The sequence below is a fragment of the Tatumella sp. UCD-D_suzukii genome, assembly GCF_000611875.2.
Classification (GTDB): domain Bacteria; phylum Pseudomonadota; class Gammaproteobacteria; order Enterobacterales; family Enterobacteriaceae; genus Tatumella; species Tatumella ptyseos.
The window spans coordinates 39761-56635 of record NZ_JFJX01000038.1; the positions used below are offsets into that span (position 1 = coordinate 39761).

General features: G+C 52.7%; 18 protein-coding genes. 11 read left to right on the forward strand and 7 right to left on the reverse strand.

All coding sequences use genetic code 11. From position 1 onward, the window contains the following. Nucleotides 1-10 precede the first annotated feature (10 nt). The 5 genes from CG67_RS07435 to CG67_RS07455 all read right to left on the reverse strand — a co-directional run bounded on the left by CG67_RS07435 (nucleotide 11) and on the right by CG67_RS07455 (nucleotide 3865). A complete protein-coding gene (locus CG67_RS07435; protein ID WP_025902327.1) occupies nucleotides 11-742 on the reverse strand; it encodes an amino acid ABC transporter ATP-binding protein in 732 nt (243 codons plus the stop codon). Next, on the reverse strand, nucleotides 723-1379 hold the full coding sequence (locus CG67_RS07440) for an amino acid ABC transporter permease (RefSeq protein ID WP_025902328.1): 657 nt from the start codon (nucleotides 1377-1379) through the stop codon (nucleotides 723-725). The genes CG67_RS07435 and CG67_RS07440 overlap by 20 nt, the downstream gene beginning before the upstream one ends. Then, the gene (locus CG67_RS07445) at nucleotides 1376-2044 is read right to left on the reverse strand and encodes an amino acid ABC transporter permease (protein ID WP_025902329.1); all 669 of its coding nucleotides are present in this window, start codon (nucleotides 2042-2044) and stop codon (nucleotides 1376-1378) included. The genes CG67_RS07440 and CG67_RS07445 overlap by 4 nt, the downstream gene beginning before the upstream one ends. A 9-nt stretch (nucleotides 2045-2053) precedes the next feature. After that, nucleotides 2054-2839 (reverse strand): transporter substrate-binding domain-containing protein, encoded by a 786-nt coding sequence (locus tag CG67_RS07450; RefSeq protein WP_025902330.1) that lies wholly within the window; start codon nucleotides 2837-2839, stop codon nucleotides 2054-2056. Between the two features lie 186 nt (nucleotides 2840-3025). Then, the gene (locus CG67_RS07455) at nucleotides 3026-3865 is read right to left on the reverse strand and encodes a MurR/RpiR family transcriptional regulator (protein ID WP_025902331.1); all 840 of its coding nucleotides are present in this window, start codon (nucleotides 3863-3865) and stop codon (nucleotides 3026-3028) included. A 137-nt stretch (nucleotides 3866-4002) separates the two neighbouring features. Between CG67_RS07455 and CG67_RS07460 the strand changes: the two genes are divergently transcribed. From CG67_RS07460 to hpxZ, 4 genes are read left to right on the forward strand one after another with little or no spacing between them, the layout of a single operon-like run. Further along, nucleotides 4003-5589, forward strand: coding sequence for a gamma-glutamyltransferase family protein (locus CG67_RS07460; RefSeq protein ID WP_025902332.1), 1587 nt, complete (start codon nucleotides 4003-4005; stop codon nucleotides 5587-5589). Between the two features lie 10 nt (nucleotides 5590-5599). Beyond that, nucleotides 5600-5785 carry an oxalurate catabolism protein HpxX gene (gene hpxX, locus CG67_RS07465; RefSeq protein WP_025902333.1) on the forward strand — a complete coding sequence of 62 codons (186 nt, stop codon included), beginning with the start codon at nucleotides 5600-5602 and terminating at the stop codon, nucleotides 5783-5785. Further along, complete coding sequence (locus tag CG67_RS07470) at nucleotides 5782-7185, forward strand: AtzE family amidohydrolase (RefSeq protein ID WP_025902334.1); 1404 nt, start codon at nucleotides 5782-5784, stop codon at nucleotides 7183-7185. Before hpxX ends, CG67_RS07470 begins: the two co-directional genes overlap by 4 nt. Next, on the forward strand, nucleotides 7182-7565 hold the full coding sequence (gene hpxZ / locus CG67_RS07475; protein WP_025902335.1) for an oxalurate catabolism protein HpxZ: 384 nt from the start codon (nucleotides 7182-7184) through the stop codon (nucleotides 7563-7565). Before CG67_RS07470 ends, hpxZ begins: the two co-directional genes overlap by 4 nt. A gap of 39 nt (nucleotides 7566-7604) precedes the next feature. Here hpxZ and puuE read toward each other — a convergent pair whose 3' ends face one another. Then, nucleotides 7605-8558: an allantoinase PuuE gene (puuE, locus tag CG67_RS07480; protein ID WP_025902336.1), complete on the reverse strand. Its 954-nt coding sequence runs from the start codon at nucleotides 8556-8558 to the stop codon at nucleotides 7605-7607. 189 nt (nucleotides 8559-8747) lie between these two features. Here puuE and speG point away from each other — a divergent pair, with 189 nt between their 5' ends. Next, a complete protein-coding gene (gene speG, locus CG67_RS07485) occupies nucleotides 8748-9296 on the forward strand; it encodes a spermidine N1-acetyltransferase (protein ID WP_025902337.1) in 549 nt (182 codons plus the stop codon). A 57-nt stretch (nucleotides 9297-9353) separates the two neighbouring features. Here the strand turns inward: speG and CG67_RS07490 are convergent, their stop codons facing one another. Further along, nucleotides 9354-9689: a DUF2002 family protein gene (locus CG67_RS07490; RefSeq protein ID WP_025902338.1), complete on the reverse strand. Its 336-nt coding sequence runs from the start codon at nucleotides 9687-9689 to the stop codon at nucleotides 9354-9356. Between the two features lie 152 nt (nucleotides 9690-9841). On the opposite strand from CG67_RS07490, the gene CG67_RS07495 reads away from it, so the two are divergent. From CG67_RS07495 to emrA, 6 genes are all read left to right on the forward strand, one after another. Next, a complete protein-coding gene (locus tag CG67_RS07495) occupies nucleotides 9842-10132 on the forward strand; it encodes a DUF883 family protein (RefSeq protein WP_025902339.1) in 291 nt (96 codons plus the stop codon). Nucleotides 10133-11225: 1093 nt separating this feature from the next. Next, nucleotides 11226-12419 carry a glycine betaine/L-proline ABC transporter ATP-binding protein ProV gene (gene proV, locus CG67_RS07500; protein ID WP_025902340.1) on the forward strand — a complete coding sequence of 398 codons (1194 nt, stop codon included), beginning with the start codon at nucleotides 11226-11228 and terminating at the stop codon, nucleotides 12417-12419. Beyond that, a complete protein-coding gene (proW, locus tag CG67_RS07505) occupies nucleotides 12419-13618 on the forward strand; it encodes a glycine betaine/L-proline ABC transporter permease ProW (protein WP_025902341.1) in 1200 nt (399 codons plus the stop codon). Before proV ends, proW begins: the two co-directional genes overlap by 1 nt. 50 nt (nucleotides 13619-13668) lie before the next feature. Next, nucleotides 13669-14664 carry a glycine betaine/L-proline ABC transporter substrate-binding protein ProX gene (proX, locus tag CG67_RS07510; RefSeq protein WP_025902342.1) on the forward strand — a complete coding sequence of 332 codons (996 nt, stop codon included), beginning with the start codon at nucleotides 13669-13671 and terminating at the stop codon, nucleotides 14662-14664. Nucleotides 14665-15031: 367 nt separating this feature from the next. After that, complete coding sequence (gene mprA / locus CG67_RS07515; protein WP_029991197.1) at nucleotides 15032-15541, forward strand: transcriptional repressor MprA; 510 nt, start codon at nucleotides 15032-15034, stop codon at nucleotides 15539-15541. Nucleotides 15542-15693: 152 nt separating this feature from the next. Next, the gene (emrA, locus tag CG67_RS07520) at nucleotides 15694-16860 is read left to right on the forward strand and encodes a multidrug efflux MFS transporter periplasmic adaptor subunit EmrA (RefSeq protein ID WP_025902343.1); all 1167 of its coding nucleotides are present in this window, start codon (nucleotides 15694-15696) and stop codon (nucleotides 16858-16860) included. The last annotated feature ends 15 nt before the right edge of the window (nucleotides 16861-16875 follow it).

Sequence of the window (16875 nt, forward strand, 5' to 3'; positions counted from 1 at the left end):
AAAAGAGTGATTACAAACGAACCGTAGAGATGAACTGTTTGAGTTCTGCGGTCTGCGGGTGAGTAAAGAAGGTTTTGCTGTCCCCCTGTTCACGGACTTTCCCCTGATGCATAAACACCACCCGATCCCCGACCTCTCGCGCAAAATTCATTTCATGCGTCACCAGAATCAGGGTCATGCCATCAGCAGCCAGTTGTTCCAGTACCCGCAACACCTCCCCGACAAGCTCGGGGTCCAGTGCAGAGGTAATTTCGTCACACAGCAATACCTTCGGTTGCATCGCCAGTGCCCTGGCAATGGCAACACGCTGCTGTTGTCCGCCGGAAAGGCTGGCCGGTGAATAGTTCAGTCGCTCTCCCAGCCCGACTTTCTCCAGCATACGGGCGGCCAGATCCCGGCTCTCTGCCCGACTTTTTTTGAGTACCAGCCGCGGGGCCAGCATGACATTTTCCAGTGCTGTCATATGGGGGAACAGATTAAAGCTCTGGAAAACCATGCCAATGGATTGGCTGATCGTTTTGGCCTGACTGTCACTGGAGGTGATAGTCATGCCGCCCAGTTTAATACTGCCTTCCTGATAGCTCTCAAGGCCGTTAATACAGCGCAACAAGGTACTTTTTCCTGAACCGCTACGCCCGATGATAGACACCACTTCACCGGCATCGATATCAAGATCGATCCCTTTCAGAACATGGTTATCACCGTAGAATTTCTGCATCTGATTAATGGTGATGAGAGGCATCGAATTTCTTCTCCAGATAGAGGCTGTAACGGGACAGCGGATAACACAAAATAAAATACCCCAGGGCCACCAGAGCAAAGACCTTGAACGGCTCAAAAGTCACGTTAGTCAGCATGGTGCCGGCTTTGGTCAGTTCGACGAAGCCGATAATGGAAGCCAGCGCGGTACCTTTAATGACCTGCACGGCGAACCCGACGGTCGGTGCCAGGGCCACGCGGAATGCCTGAGGGGCAACAACATGGATAAGCGTTTGCGTAAAAGTGAGTCCGACACAGCGGGAGGCTTCCCACTGCCCTTTCGGCAGCGAGCGGATGCTCCCGTACCAGATATCCAGCAAATACGCACTGGTGTATAAGGTCAGCGCCACAGACGCGGCCGTCCAGGCCGAGACATCGATCCCGAATAACGCCACACCAAAAAACGCCAGGAAAAGCTGCATCAGCAGCGGGGTGCCCTGGAACAGTCCGCAATAGGCACGTACCAGCAGGTGCAGGCAACGGAAACGGCTCAGGCGCATCAGCAACAGAGGGAGTGTTGTCAGCGTGCCGCCAAAAAAAGCGACCAGCGATAACAGGATTGTCCAGCGCCCGGCGAGCAGTAAATTACGGACAATATCCCAGTCAGTAAATGTCATCATTTTGCGGTGACTCCCAGCCAGCGGCGGCCGATTAACATCAGGAGCTGGCGCATGGCAATGGATAGCAGCAGATAAATGGCCGTCGTGACCAGATAAACCTCAAAACTCAGGAAAGTGCGCGACTGAATAAGGCTGCTCTGGAAGGTCAGCTCCTGATAAGAAACCTGAGAAACGACCGACGACCCCAGCATCACGATGATGCATTGCCCTACCAGCGACGGATAAATACGTTGTAATGCGGGAGGCAGGATGACCCGTAAAAAGGTCTGCAGCCGGGTGAAGCCCAGTACCCGGCAGGCTTCCCATTGTCCTTTCGGAGTGACCTGGATCCCTGCACGAATAATTTCCGTACTGTATGCCCCGAGGTTAATGATCATGGTCAGCAATGCGGCTTCTCCGGCCGTCAGACGGAACCCGATATTTGGCAGGCCGAAAACAATAAAGAATAACTGGACCATAAACGGGGTATTGCGGATCACCGCCACGTATCCCCCCCACAGACGGCTAAGCAGGGTTGTTTTACCGCTACGGATAGCCGCCCCGAGGATCCCCAGGCCCACGCCCCCCAGGGTCGCCAGCACACTCAGCTGAATAGTGACCCACAGCCCGGAGAGCAATTCCTGCCGGTAGGGCCAGAGAGCCGGAAAATCAAGATGTCCTGTCATATACGACTCTTAGCTCCCCAGGCTTGCCGGCAGAGGGGCTTTCATCCAGGTTTCAGACATCTTATTCAGGGTTCCGTCTTTAATACCTTCGCCAATGAGCGTGTTAACCTCATTTTTCAGATCCGGTTCATCTTTTTTCAGACCGATAAAGCAGGGAGAATCTTTCAGGGTAAACTGAGAGGTCAGTGCCGCTGACGGATGTTCACGGTTAATCGCCGCAACGACCAGGTTGCCGGTCGCCACATACTGAACCTGACCGGAGAGATAAGCAGACAACGTGGTATTGTTGTCTTCATAACGCTGGATAGTGGCATCTTTAGGGGCAATCGCCGTCAGTACCATATCTTCAACAGCCCCGCGGGTGACGCCGATAGTCTTACCACTCAGTGCCGCCGGGTCTTTCAGTGGCTGTCCTTTCGGACCAAAAACACCCAGGAAAAACGGGGCATAAGCGCGGCTGAAATCGATGACTTTTTCACGCTCTGCGTTTTTCCCCAGACTCGAAATGACCAGGTCGACTTTATTCGTTTGCAGGTATGCGACCCGGTTAGCACTACTGACCGGGACCAGCTGTAACTTTAGTTTCATCTTTTTGGCCAGATACCCGGCCATATCAATGTCATACCCTTCGGGCTGGAGATCGGTGCCGACCGATCCAAACGGAGGAAAATCCTGAGGGACAGCCACCCGCAGAACCCCGCGTTTCTGGATATCCTGCAATTGATCTGCGAGTACGGCGGTGCTCTGTGCTGCCAGTAAGGCCACTCCCGCGAAAACCATCAATAACTTTTTCATATTTTCCCCTGAGCTGTTATGAAACAAAAGATTCTTCAGACTCAGTTGTTGCAACTAATGTGCCAACCACATACTCCGGGGAAATGTCAGAAAACAGCAGATTTAAAAAGGCTTACCGGTGACTGCGGAGATCAATGCGCAATAATTGCGCACTATAATAATGCAAAGCACCAGCATGGTGCCCCGTCATCGACGTTCCAGCTCCTCAAGTTGCTGATAAAGATCGGCTATCTGATGGATGCGCTGACGCCCGCTCATCAGTAATTCATGCAGCAGGGCATTCGCCAGCAAATTCACCAGACTCATGGCCGCACTGTAACTGTCAAACGCCGACACACTTTCCAGAGGACACGCCAGATGCCAGTCCACCAGCCCTTGCAGAGCTCCCACATTCGGCTCACTGATCAGCACGACCGGCACTGACTGACGCTGCAACTGTTCCAGTAATGGCCGGATAATCGCCGGACGCCGACGGAACGCCACCACCACGACCAGATCGTCCGGCTCCAGGTCGACCAGTTCTTCAGACAATGTTTGCCCCGGTGTCGGTAACAGTTGTACCTGCCGGCGAACCTGCATTAGCTGCAACCGCAGGTGCATCGCCACCGGATAGGCATTACGCAGACCAAAGATAGCGACCCGACGGGCACGGCTTAGCGCGTCAATGATGCGGGTGAACTGCTGTGCATCCAGTGTGCCGGACCAGTGCGCCAGGTTAGCCATTTCCTGTTTATAATGTCTGGCCAGCAGCGTATTGCCCTGCACCGCATCCCGGTTATCGGTTAACGGCATACCTGTCTGGCGCAGAGTACGCAGTTCATCGTGCATATCTTTATACTTTTCATATCCCAGACGCTTAAACAGGCGACTGACCGTGGCTTTCGAGACCCCGCTAAGACGAGCCAGTTCAGCACTGTTGTAACTGATCACATCATCAAAATGATCGATCACAAAATCAGCGACCCGCTTCTCCTGAGGAGAAAGCTGGTCGTAATGGCATTCCAGCCGTTGGTCCAGTGGTTTCATCATCCCTCCTGCAACATTTGTTACAGCAGAAGCTAGCACAATTCGATCCATTGTTACTGTTCTGCCAAAAAAAACCAGAAGCGGAACAAAAATTGCTAGGTAGTCGGTATGACTGTAAGACCCGTTCTGAGGAAGAGATGATACAAAGCAATATTGCGCCAAACGGTATGGCGGTGACCCCGCACCATCTGGCCAGTGAAAGTGCTCTGGCCGTGCTTCGAAAAGGGGGCAACGCCATTGAGGCGATGGTCGCAGCCGCGGCCACCATCGCGGTGGTTTATCCGCATATGAATGGTCTGGGTGGCGACAGTTTCTGGCTGATTGTGCCCCCGGAAGGTGAACCGATCACCATTGATGCAAGCGGTGCTGCAGGCAGCCTGGCAAATCACGATTTCTATCAGGGAATGGACCGCATTCCTTACCGCGGGCCGAAAGCGGCTCTGACGGTCGCCGGCACCGTCAGTGGCTGGCAGAAAGCCCTGACACTTTCGGAAACGCTGGGCTATGCCCCGGCGAGTGTGGCTGAATTACTGGACGACGCCATTCATTACGCCGCTTCAGGTATGCCGGTCTCGGGATCTCAGTCGGCAGCCAGTGCCGCGAAGCAGCAGGAATTGCAGGGGCAGCCCGGATTTGCAGATATTTATCTTCCCGGGGGACAAGCACCCGACGCCGGCAGCCGCTTTACTCAGCCTGCGCTGGCAGACACCCTGAGAACGCTGGCCTCGGAAGGGCTGGATAGCTTTTACCGGGGCTCGCTGGCCCGCAGGATCGCCCGCGGAATGGAGTCTCTGGGGATGCCGGTCACCTTAAGTGATCTGCAAGCCCACCATGCAAAACAGAAAGCACCGCTCCGCTTAAACCACAGCACAGGCACCCTGTATAATCTGGCCCCGCCGACGCAGGGGCTGGTATCCCTGGCGATTAACGGTATCACTGACAGGCTCGGCCTGCCGGAAGCCAGTGAAGTCGATACCATTCATCGTATCGTTGAAGCCACCCGGCAGGCATTTACGCTACGGGATAACTGGCTGACTGACCCGCGGGAAATGCAGGCAGAAGCACAAGACCTGCTGTCAGCCGACAGACTCGACAGCTTAGCCTCGGCGATTGACCTGCAGCACGCCGCTTCAGATACGGGGCAGCGCGATCCCGGGGATACGGTGTGGATGGGAGTTATCGATAAAGACGGAATGGCCGTTTCCTTTATCCAGAGCATTTACCACGAATTTGGCAGCGGTGTGGTGATCCCTGACACCGGGATCCTGTGGCAGAACCGTGGTGCCGCCTTTACGCTGCAAAAGGATCACCTGCTGACCCTGGCGCCCGGTAAACAACCCTTTCATACCCTGAACCCCGCCGCTGTCCGCCTTAAGGACGGCCGCGTCATGGTCTACGGATCGATGGGCGGCGATGGTCAGCCACAAACTCAGGCGACCCTGTTTACCCGTTATGTCCTGCAGAACCAGCCTTTACAACAATCCATTACTGCACCGCGCTGGCTGCTTGGCCGGACCTGGGGAGATTCGTCTGAGTCTCTGAAACTGGAAAGCCGTTTCAGTACCGACACCGTGGAAGCACTGAAAAAAATGGGCCATGACGTCGAATTACTCAGCGATTTCAGTGAAGCCACCGGCCATGCCGGTGCCATTGTCCGCCATGTGAATGGCATGCTTGAAGGTGCATCTGACCCACGCAGTAACGGCAGTGCTGCCGGCTTCTGAGGAGAAAACTATGACACAATCCGACACCTGGTCAGCCTACCTGACCCTGATGGAGCAAATTCTGGACCTGACGCTGACCGACGATCGCAGAGCCGAACTGCTGGTACAGCTGACACGTATTGCCGGTATGGCACAGCCCTTGATGGATTACCCGCTGGATGATCGTCTGGATGTTGCCGGGGTTTATACGTTATGACAATTAACGCATTAAGTATCAGCGAACTCCGCCAGGCCCGGCTGCGTGGTGAGATAAGTGCAACCGATATTGCCCGGCAGACATTACAGTCCATCGCCACTTACAATCCCCGGCTGAATGCCTGGACCGAGGTCACCGGGGAGCGCATGTTACAGGAAGCCGCCGCCGTGGATAAACAGTTTCAGGCCGGTCAGACGGGCAGCCCGCTGGCGGGGATCCCTTATGCGGTAAAGAATCTGTTCGATGTCAAAGGGTACACCACCGTGGCCGGGGCTAAACTGTTTTGCAACCGTCCGCCGGCGACCGCCGATGCCCGGGCCGTCGCTCTGTTACATCAGTCAGGTGCCCTGCTTTCCGGCATGCTGAATATGGATGCTTATGCGTACGGCTTTACTACCGAAAACACGCACTATGGCCCCTGTCATAACCCGAGAGATTTACAGCGTATTGCCGGCGGTTCCTCCGGTGGCTCAGCCGCCGCCGTTGCTGCCGGACTCGTCCCCTTCGCGCTCGGCTCCGACACCAATGGTTCGATACGGGTGCCCGCGGCCTTGTGTGGTGTCTTCGGGCTAAAACCGACTTTTGGCCGGTTATCCCGCCACGGTACTCATCCTTTTGTCGGCAGCCTCGATCACATCGGTCCGTTTGCCCGGACCGTCGGTGATCTGGCGCTGGTTTATGACCAGTTGCAGGGCCATGATCCGCAGGATGCTTTTCAGTCCTCACGCCCCCCGGAGGCCGCAACACCGGCACTGACTCAGTCCGTTTCCGGGTTACGGGTCGGTGTTCTGGGGGGATATTTCTCTCAGTGGTGTGATGATGAGGCCCGGGGGGCCGTCGCCACCGTGGCCCGGGCGCTGAATGCCACAGAAGAGACTGAACTTCCCGGGGCCGAACTGGCAAGGCAGGCCGCCTTTATCCTGAGTGCCTGTGAAGGGGGCAACCAGTACCTGCCGGCACTGCGACAGTCGCCGGAGCTGTTTGAACCTCACTCACGTGAACGTCTGCTGGCCGGTGCCATGCTTCCCGCCAGCTGGTACGTTCAGGCCCAGCGCTTCCGTCGTCACTTCCGTGACCAGATCCTGCCCTTATTCGATAATGTGGATATTTTACTGGCACCGGCGACTCCCTGCAGTGCCACCGTGATTAACCAGGAAACGATGCGAATAAACCAGCAGGATCTGCCGGTCCGGGCCAGTATGGGGATGCTGACACAGCCCATCTCCTTCCTCGGCTTACCGGTCTGTACCGTGCCACTGGCCGCGGCAAACGGCCTCTCTGTCGGGGTACAGATTATTGCCGCACCGTTTAAAGAAGCGGTCGCGCTACGTGCAGCGCGGGCCCTGGAACAGATGAATATTACCCTGCCGCCCTTTTCATTAATGGATGCTCATGCATGAATACTCCGGTCATTAACCAGCCCGATGTGCTGGAAGAAGTCACAGCCCAGTTCTGTCGCTACGAAACCGCCCTGACGACCAATGATATTGAGGTGCTGGACGAATTATTCTGGCACAGCCCCCATACCGTCCGCCTGGGTGCCGGCGAGAATTTATACGGCATCGAACAGATCCAGACATTCCGTGCCGGCAGGCCTTCAGCCAACCTGCAACGGGTCCTGCAGAACACGGTGATCACGACCTATGGCAATGATTTTGCGGTCTGCAGTACGGAGTTCACCCGCAGCACGACCGATAAAATCGGCCGGCAACAACAAAGCTGGGTACGATTCCCCGAAGGCTGGCGGATAGTGGCGGCTCAGGTCAGCCTGATGTCATAATCCCGTGTCCCTGTCCCGGCAGGGACAGGGACACGCCGGTTAAGGTGCAGGGTGATGGGTCGTCCAGTGCTCAGCGATCTGCTGACGGGTACAGACCCAGACCTCCGGGTAGTCTCCGATGTAATCAAGAAACTTCTGCAGGGCGCGGAAGCGCCCGGGCCGGCCAAGAATACGGCAGTGCATACCCACCGACATCATTTTAGGCGCGGTCGCGCCTTCCTCATACAGCACATCGAAACTGTCCCGCAAATAGGTGAAGAAGTGCTCTGCGGTATTAAACCCCTGCGGCGTGCAGAATCGCATGTCATTGCATTCCAGGGTATAAGGGATCACCAGATGCTGCCGCGTTTCTCCGCTGCTGCACGTGACCGGGGTCCAGAAAGGTAAATCATCCCCGTAATTATCGCTGTCATAATGAAAGCCGCCTTGTTCCACCAGCAGTCGTCGGGTGTTCGGGCTGTCACGTCCGGTATACCAGCCTGTCGGCCGCTGACCGAATAACTCAGTCAATACCTCTATGGCCTGCTGCATATGCTGACGTTCCTGGTCCGGCGACATATCCTGATAGTGGATCCACCGCCAGCCATGACTGACCACGTCAAAATCGGCCGCTTTTATGGCTGAGACGATTTCAGGGTGACGGGCCAGCGCCATCGCCACCCCGAAAACCGTCAGTGGCAGGCCCCGCTTAACAAACTCCCCATGGATACGCCAGAACCCGGCCCGGGAGCCATATTCATACAGTGAATCCATCGACATATGCTGAGAGGGATAACTGGCCGCGCCAATAATATCGGACAGGAACTGTTCTGATCCCGCATCGCCGTGCCAGATATGGTTCTCGGCACCCTCTTCGTAATTCAGGACAAACTGAACCGCTATCCTGGCCCCGCCCGGCCAGGCTGCCTGTGGCGGAGTACCGGCGTAGCCTCTCAGGTCGCGCGGATAAGGTTCTGCCAGACCATATTGCCGGCAATCGTTGTTTTTCATCATGCTGATCTCCTGAATCAGAGGAGCTGGCCTCCTCTGCAAATTAATCAGTTATTTCAATGCAATCCTTGTGCCAGAGCGCGATATCCTGAACTATAGTCGCTTCAGGTCGCCCCTCCTGGTTTTCAGGGAAGACAGCAGGCGCGGCACAATTTTCTGACGCAAAGCAACTCAGTATTTCAGGAACCGCAAATGACGATAAAACTACGCCCGCTGGAGCGGGAAGACCTGCACTTTGTCCACCAGCTGGACAACAATGCCAGTGTAATGCGCTACTGGTTTGAAGAACCGTATGAAGCCTTCGTGGAGCTTACCGACCTTTATAATAAGCATATCCATGATCAGACAGAGCGGCGGTTTGTGGTAGAGCATGCGGGTGTGAACGCAGGACTGGTGGAACTGGTCGAAATCAATCATGTCCACCGGCGTGCTGAATTTCAGATAATTATCGACCCGGCACATCAGGGAAAAGGGCTGGCCAGTCAGGCCGCCAGGCTGGCAATGGAATACGGCTTCTCGGTGCTTAATCTCTATAAGCTCTATCTCATCGTTGATGAGGAAAACGAGAAAGCGATTCATATTTATAGCAAGCTGGGATTTGAAACCGAGGGAGTGTTGAAGCACGAATTTTTCATTAACGGGGAATACCGTAACACTATCCGTATGTGTATTTTTCAGCATCAGTTTCTGGAGAAGTTCAAGCCTCACCGGGCACCGATGGTTAAGCCGACAGCTCAGTAGGTTGCAGAGTGACAAACAGCCACTCCCTGTGCTGTTTGTCACTACCGGAGTCACGATTTAACCAAAGACTCCGCTGATATAGCGTTCCAAAGCCATTCTGGAACTGAACCCATGAGGAATACCGTAATGCTCCTGCTCATCTGCCGCGAGATAGACCGGGAACTCTTTATAATGGTCACTGGTTTTAATTTCGGATGCAGGTTCAGCAAAATGCTGGCTTTTTTCCTTCAATGTCGGATGAATGACTAACGCCGTTCTCCCCAGCCGGGCTTCCCGGTTGACATAGACATAGCTTTCACCCCTGCGGTACCCGTAAGCTTTGGGTGTGACCAGGTCCATTTCAAAACCCGCTTTTTCCAGAACACGGGCCACTTCATCCGGACGTAAGTACATAGCAAATCCCCTTAATTCTTATCATGCCCGCCCACTGTAACGCAGCCACCCTGTATTGTGGCTCAGAGCATTCGGAATTTTCCTTAACTCACAGCATAGCCTAAATATTGGGCTATGCTTATTACCAGGTTGAGATAACACGGAGAGAACACATGCCAACGAAATACAAAAAATCTGAAGCTGAAGAAAGTGAACTGGAAGTGGGCGAACTTGCGGACAGCCTTGAAGCATTACTGAAGTCTTATTCGGATGATGCTCAGGATGGCCTGGAAGAAGCACAAAAAAATGCACAGCAGTTACTGAAAAAAGCCCGTGCGACCCTGAAGGGGGATGACGGTGAAACCTGTTGCGCAGGTAACTGGATCCGTGAAAATCCGCTTCCTGCCGCCGGTATCAGTGCCGCTGTCGGTGTTGTCTTTGGGATTTTGTTAGCGAAACGTTAATATTAATTCCAGGATATCAGCTCCCGGTTAATGTAAGTTATCCCGTTAACCGGGAACTTTTCACCCAAATATTTACGTCGTTTTCCTGCCAAATTGTTTCGAAATTCCACCCGCTCTCTGCTGCCGTTATTTCTGCTCTGCTGATGCCCCCTGACCTCTGATATTATCCCTGTATTCTCTACAGTTAACCGGCTATTTCCCCTGACTGCACGGGGCCGGATACTCCTGTTTTTTGAACGGAATTCTGTCTGCTATGCCCTCCCGGATCGGCCAGGTATTTTCCGGTGACTGTAAAAAATATCGGTACCCCTCTGACACGCTGCAGACATCCTATATTTACCCTTACCCGCCTCAAAGACAGAAAATAATAAAGATAACATTCCGGCAATATCCGCCCACTGTCGCCATAACATATGAGGCGATACTGTTACTGATATTTCATCGGGTGAGGGCTGAATAATCATCATCGGGAATGTGGCTGATTGATATTATTTCAAGCCATTTTTCGCTAATGTCACCTCCCCTCAAAGCTATCGGTAATTAATGCTTTCCGTCCGAAAAACAGAAGGGTATTTCCGAAAACCGAACCAACACAAAAATCCAAAAACAAAACAATATCAAGAATTAAACACCAATGAATGAGGTATAAGTCAGGACAATAAACCAATAACTACAGAGATAACACTGCAAAAATAAATCGTTATTTCACAAAGGTATTATTCCCCATAAATATCACGGCATTCACTCAATTATCTGTAGCCTGGGTCATAAATAGTGTACAGAAGGTGAAAGTGGCTTCCGGTTAAAATAACGACTTTTTTTACTGATGAATTTCAGCCAGTTGGATCAAGTCACTCTGTTTATTATTACCAAAGAATAGGGCCTCGACGGTAAATAATATATCCGTTTCCCGGATGCCGCGTATCCCTTGCCAGCACTGCGCTAGCGGGAAATAGGGCACCCGACACCCGCGGGAATTAACAAAGTCAAGGGTTGTCAGATATTCTGAGTATGGTACGGTTATATAAGTACATCACCCTCCGGACAATATAAACCCATGAAAAAATAAATATAACCAGGATAATACGACCGAATGGCAATTAAACTTGAAGTAAAAAATTTATATAAAATTTTTGGCGATCACCCGGGCAAAGCCTTTAAATATCTGGACCAGGGGCTCAACAAAGAGCAGATCCTGGAAAAAACCGGGCTTTCTGTGGGTGTTAATAACGCCAGTCTGGCCATTGAAGAAGGCGAGATTTTTGTGATCATGGGATTATCCGGTTCCGGAAAATCAACCATGGTTCGCCTTCTCAATCGTCTGATCGAACCCACCCGCGGTCAGGTTCTCATTGATGGCCTGGATATCGCGAAAATACCGGAATCTCAACTGAGAGATATTCGCCGCAGTAAAATCAGCATGGTCTTCCAGTCTTTTGCACTGATGCCCCATATGAACGTCGTTAATAATACGGCCTTTGGGATGGAACTGGCTGGCGTTCCGCCAAAAGAGCGTGAAACCAAAGCTATGGATGCCTTGCGTCAGGTAGGGCTTGATAAATATGCACATTCATTCCCCGATGAACTCTCCGGGGGAATGCGCCAGCGTGTTGGTCTTGCCCGCGCACTGGCTATCAACCCTGATATCCTGTTGATGGATGAGGCTTTCTCTGCACTTGACCCGTTAATTCGTACTGAAATGCAGGATGAGTTAGTCAAACTCCAGACCCGTCAGCAACGTACCATTGTCTTTATCTCCCATGATTTAGACGAAGCGATGCGTATCGGGGACAGAATTGCCATTATGCAAAACGGCGAAGTTGTTCAGGTCGGTACGCCGGATGAAATCCTGAATAACCCGGCCAATGACTATGTCAAAACCTTCTTCCGGGGGGTGGATATCAGTCAGGTCTTTAGTGCGAAAGACATCGCCCGCCGTGGTGCAGACGGACTGCTGCGAAAAACCCCAGGCTTTGGCCCGCGCTCAGCATTGCAGTTGCTGCGGGACAAAGACAGGGAATACGGTTACGTGCTGGACAAACAGAAGTTTGCCGGGATTGTTTCCGGTGATTCGTTACAAAAAGCTCTGGAAGACGGTGCCCCTCTGGAAAGCGCATTCCTGGAAAACCCTGAGCCGATTCCGGCAACGACACCATTGAATGAAATATTTTCGCACATTGCAGCAGCACCTTGTGCTGTCCCTGTCACTGACGAAGATAACCAGTATATCGGCATAATTTCAAAGAGCAGTCTGTTAAAGGCTCTGGATCGCGAGGGTAATCAGTAATGAGTAAACCAGACACTAATCCATGGGGTGATTCTGCAGCGACCGGCAGTGCAGCACCGGCACATACCGCGGCCCCGGCGGCTGACAGCAGCGCAAGCGATCCCTGGTCGACAACCTCTTCTGCACCGGCAAGCTCAGCACCTGCCAGCGGGACTCCCGATAGCAGCAGTGCGGGTGATGCATGGAGCAGCGGCGGGGACAGCAGCAGCCACGCGGCAGCGTCAAATGACAGCTGGCTGAATGCCCCTGCAGCTCCCGCCCATGAACACTTTAATATTATGGACCCGTTCCATAAAACGTTAATTCCTTTGGATAGCTGGGTGACACACGGCATTGACTGGGTGGTGAATAATTTCCGTCCGTTATTCCAGGGGATACGTGTACCGATTGATTACATATTGAGTGCGTTCCAGCATTTACTGACGTCAATGCCGTCACCTGTCGCTATCCTGATCTTCACCCTGATAGCCTGGCAGATGACAACCGGCGGGATGGGCATCGCTACCCTGGTATCACTGGTGGTCATCGGGGCTATCGGTGCCTGGGGGGATGCGATGGTTACGCTCTCTCTGGTACTGACCTCCCTGCTGTTCTGTATTGTCATCGGTTTACCTCTGGGTATCTGGCTGGCACGCAGTGACCGGGCAGCAAAAATCATCAGACCGATCCTGGATGCTATGCAAACAACGCCGGCATTCGTCTACCTGGTACCGATCGTGATGTTGTTTGGTATCGGTAATGTGCCCGGGGTCGTGGTTACCATTATCTTCGCGCTTCCTCCGATTGTCAGACTGACCATCCTGGGGATTAAACAAGTCCCGGCTGACCTGATTGAAGCGAGCGAATCCTTCGGTGCCAGCCCGCGTCAGATGCTGTTTAAAGTTCAGTTGCCTCTGGCCATGCCTACCATCATGGCCGGCGTGAACCAGACGCTGATGTTATCCCTGTCGATGGTCGTGATTGCGTCCATGATCGCTGTCGGCGGACTGGGGCAGATGGTTCTGCGGGGTATTGGTCGACTGGATATGGGTCTGGCCACTGTCGGCGGTGTCGGCATCGTTATCCTGGCGATTATTCTCGACCGCCTGACGCAATCTGTCGGTAGCAGCAAACGTAATCGTCTGCAGCGTCATTGGTATCTCACGGGTCCTGTCGGATTACTGTTACGTCCCTTTGTTAAACCTTCAGCGACCAAATAATCAAGCGAATACCCGCCCCCTGCGGGTATCCCGATAACTGAGGAAAGACTATGCGCAAATTACTCACAGCGACAACCCTGACTTTGCTGATGGCGGGTCAGACCTACGCGGCCGATCTGCCGGGTAAAGGGATTACCGTAAAACCGGTTCAAAGTACCATCAGCGGCGAAACGTTCCAGACATTACTGGTCAGCCGCGCGCTGGAAAAGCTGGGCTATACCGTCGATGCTCCGGATGAAGTGGACTATAACGTGGGATATACCTCGATAGCCTCCGGGGATGCCACCTTCACTGCCGTTAACTGGCAGCCCCTGCATGATGATATGTATCAGGCGGCAGGCGGCGATAAAGTCTTTTACCGTGAAGGGACTTATGTGACCGGTGCGGCTCAGGGTTACCTGATCGATAAGAAAACCGCCGATAAATACCACATTACCAATATTGCTCAGTTCAAAGACCCTAAGATTGCGAAATTATTCGATACCAACGGTGACGGAAAAGCCGACCTGACGGGTTGTACGCCGGGCTGGGGCTGTGAAACCGTGATTAATCATCAGGTCAAAGCTTACTCGCTGCAGAATACCGTACAGGCGAACATGGGTAACTATTCCGCGATGATGGCCGATACGATTTCCCGCTACAAACAAGGGAAACCGATCTTTTACTACACCTGGACCCCTTATTGGGTGAGCGATATCCTGAAACCGGGACGCGATGTTGTCTGGTTACAGGTACCGTTCTCGTCATTACCGGGTGCACAGAAAAATGTGAACACTCAATTACCGAATGGCGCCAACTATGGGTTCCCGGTAAACACCATGCACATTGTGGCAAACAAAGCATGGGCACTGAAAAACCCGGCCGCTGCGAAGCTTTTCTCTGAGATGCGCCTGCCGCTGGCTGACATCAATGCTCAGAATGCCCGTATGTACGCAGGTGAAAGCAGTGATGCAGATATCAACCGTCAGGTAGACGGATGGATCCACGCTCATCAGGCCGTCTTTAATCAATGGGTAAGCGATGCTTTAGCCGCCGCGAAATCCTGATTTAACGTGTCAGACAAGGGACAGCCTGGTGCTGTCCCTTTTTTTATCTTCATTTTGTTCACCAAAAACCTCTCCGCCGGATTGATACCCTTACTGACGTTCCCCGCCCCTGCCCTGATATCAATGCAGTAAACATATGGTGCGATTCCGCCACCAACAAACGTATAAAACAACAAAAATATCGTTCCGTACTATTAAGTGTCGGATGGGTTTGCTATCGTTAGCGGCATATTCTTTTAGTCGGGTGACTTTCCCACAAGTAATTATTAGCCTTGCAAAATTACCTGATTCTCTTCTGAGCCAGAGATAGGGAGCAGTCACTGACGGGAATGGAAACCAAAATAATTATTATCAGTGAGGTCACTCCATGGAAAGTTCATTTTCTCCGATTGAAAAAATGCTGGATGTTCTGGCAGAACGTCATACCAATTATCCGGTTCATGAAGTCCTGCTGACACGACTATGTATGCATATTCAGGGCAAACTGCTCGATAATCGTAATAAGATGCTAAAAGATCGCGGAATTAATGACACCCTGTTTACCGCGCTGATGACACTGGACGCGCGTGAAAATCAAAGTATTCAGCCCTCTGAGCTGAGTTCTGCACTGGGGTCTTCCCGCACCAACGCGACACGGATTGCCGATGAGCTGGAAAAGAGAGGCTGGATTGAACGTAAGGAAAGCGATAACGACAGGCGCTGCCTGCATCTGCACCTGACACAAAAAGGCTATGATTTTCTGTGTGAAGTGCTTCCGCCACAGCATGAAAGCCTCAAGCATTTGTGGAGTGTACTGACAGCAGAAGAACAGCAACAGCTGGAGACGTTATCAAGAAAATTACTGGGCCGGCTGGATGAAATGGGCAGTAAATCCTGAGATGTGATTGAAAAGACGTAATATGTCATGAAGTGCTAAATCATGTAATTCAGTTTTGGTTATGCTTCCGTGCCTTTTCCGGCTGCGGCGTCTGTTCTTTATTCAGAAAAGCGGGGCTGGAATTTTAAATTTTATCATAGGTGGAGAATTCTATGAGTGCAGGTGAGGAAACTCTGCAGCCCCAAAGTAAGAAAAAGAAAACGCGTAAAACATTATTAACGCTTCTGGCCGTTTTGTGTGTTGTCATCGCCATCGGATATTTCGCCTACTGGTTCCTGGTCCTGAGCCATTATCAGGATACAGATGATGCTTATGTCGCAGGCAATCAGGTTCAGGTCATGCCGCAGGTCTCAGGGAGTGTGACTAAGGTCTGGTTTGATGATACCGATTACGTTAAACAGGGCGACGTTCTGGTCACTCTGGACAAAACTGACGCCGAACAGGCGTATGAAAAATCGCTCACTGCACTCGCCACCAGCGTGCGTCAGACCCGCCAGGCGATGATCAACAGTAAACAGTACCTGGCCAACATTACCCTCAAAAAAATAGCCCTCTCGCAGGCTCAGGAAGATTTACAACGGCGGATCCCTTTAGGGAAAGCACAGTTAATCGGCCGTGAAGACCTGCAACACGCACGTGATGCGGTAACCAGTGCTCAGGCTGCTCTGGATGTCGCTACACAACAATACAATGCTAATCAGGCGATATTGCTGGATACGTCGCTGGAAAATCAGCCGGCCGTTCAGCAAGCCGCGACAGCCGTACGCGATGCCTGGCTGGCACTGCAACGTACCGACATCCGCAGCCCGATTGATGGGTATATTTCACGCCGTGCAGTTCAGGTCGGCGCACAGATTTCCCCCTCAAGTTCACTGATGGCTGTCGTGCCGGATAAACAACTGTGGGTGGATGCTAACTTTAAGGAAACGCAACTTGCGGGTGTCCGTATCGGACAACCGGCGACCATTGTTTCTGACCTCTACGGCGACAATGTGGTCTATCACGGTAAAGTCGTCGGTCTGGATATGGGGACCGGTAGCGCCTTCTCTCTGCTTCCGGCCCAGAATGCGACCGGTAACTGGATTAAAGTGGTACAACGTTTACCTGTCCGTGTGGATATCGACCCGGCCGACTTAGCAAAACATCCGCTGCGTATCGGCTTATCTACGCTGGTCACCGTGGATACCAGTGACCAGAGCGGGGCGGTATTGGCCAGTACAGTGCGCAAAACACCGGCCTATCAAAGTAACGCGCTTGAGTTACAACTGGGCCAGGTCAACCAGGTCATCTCTGACGTTATCAGGGCGAATGCCGGTTAATGGCCGGGGATAAAG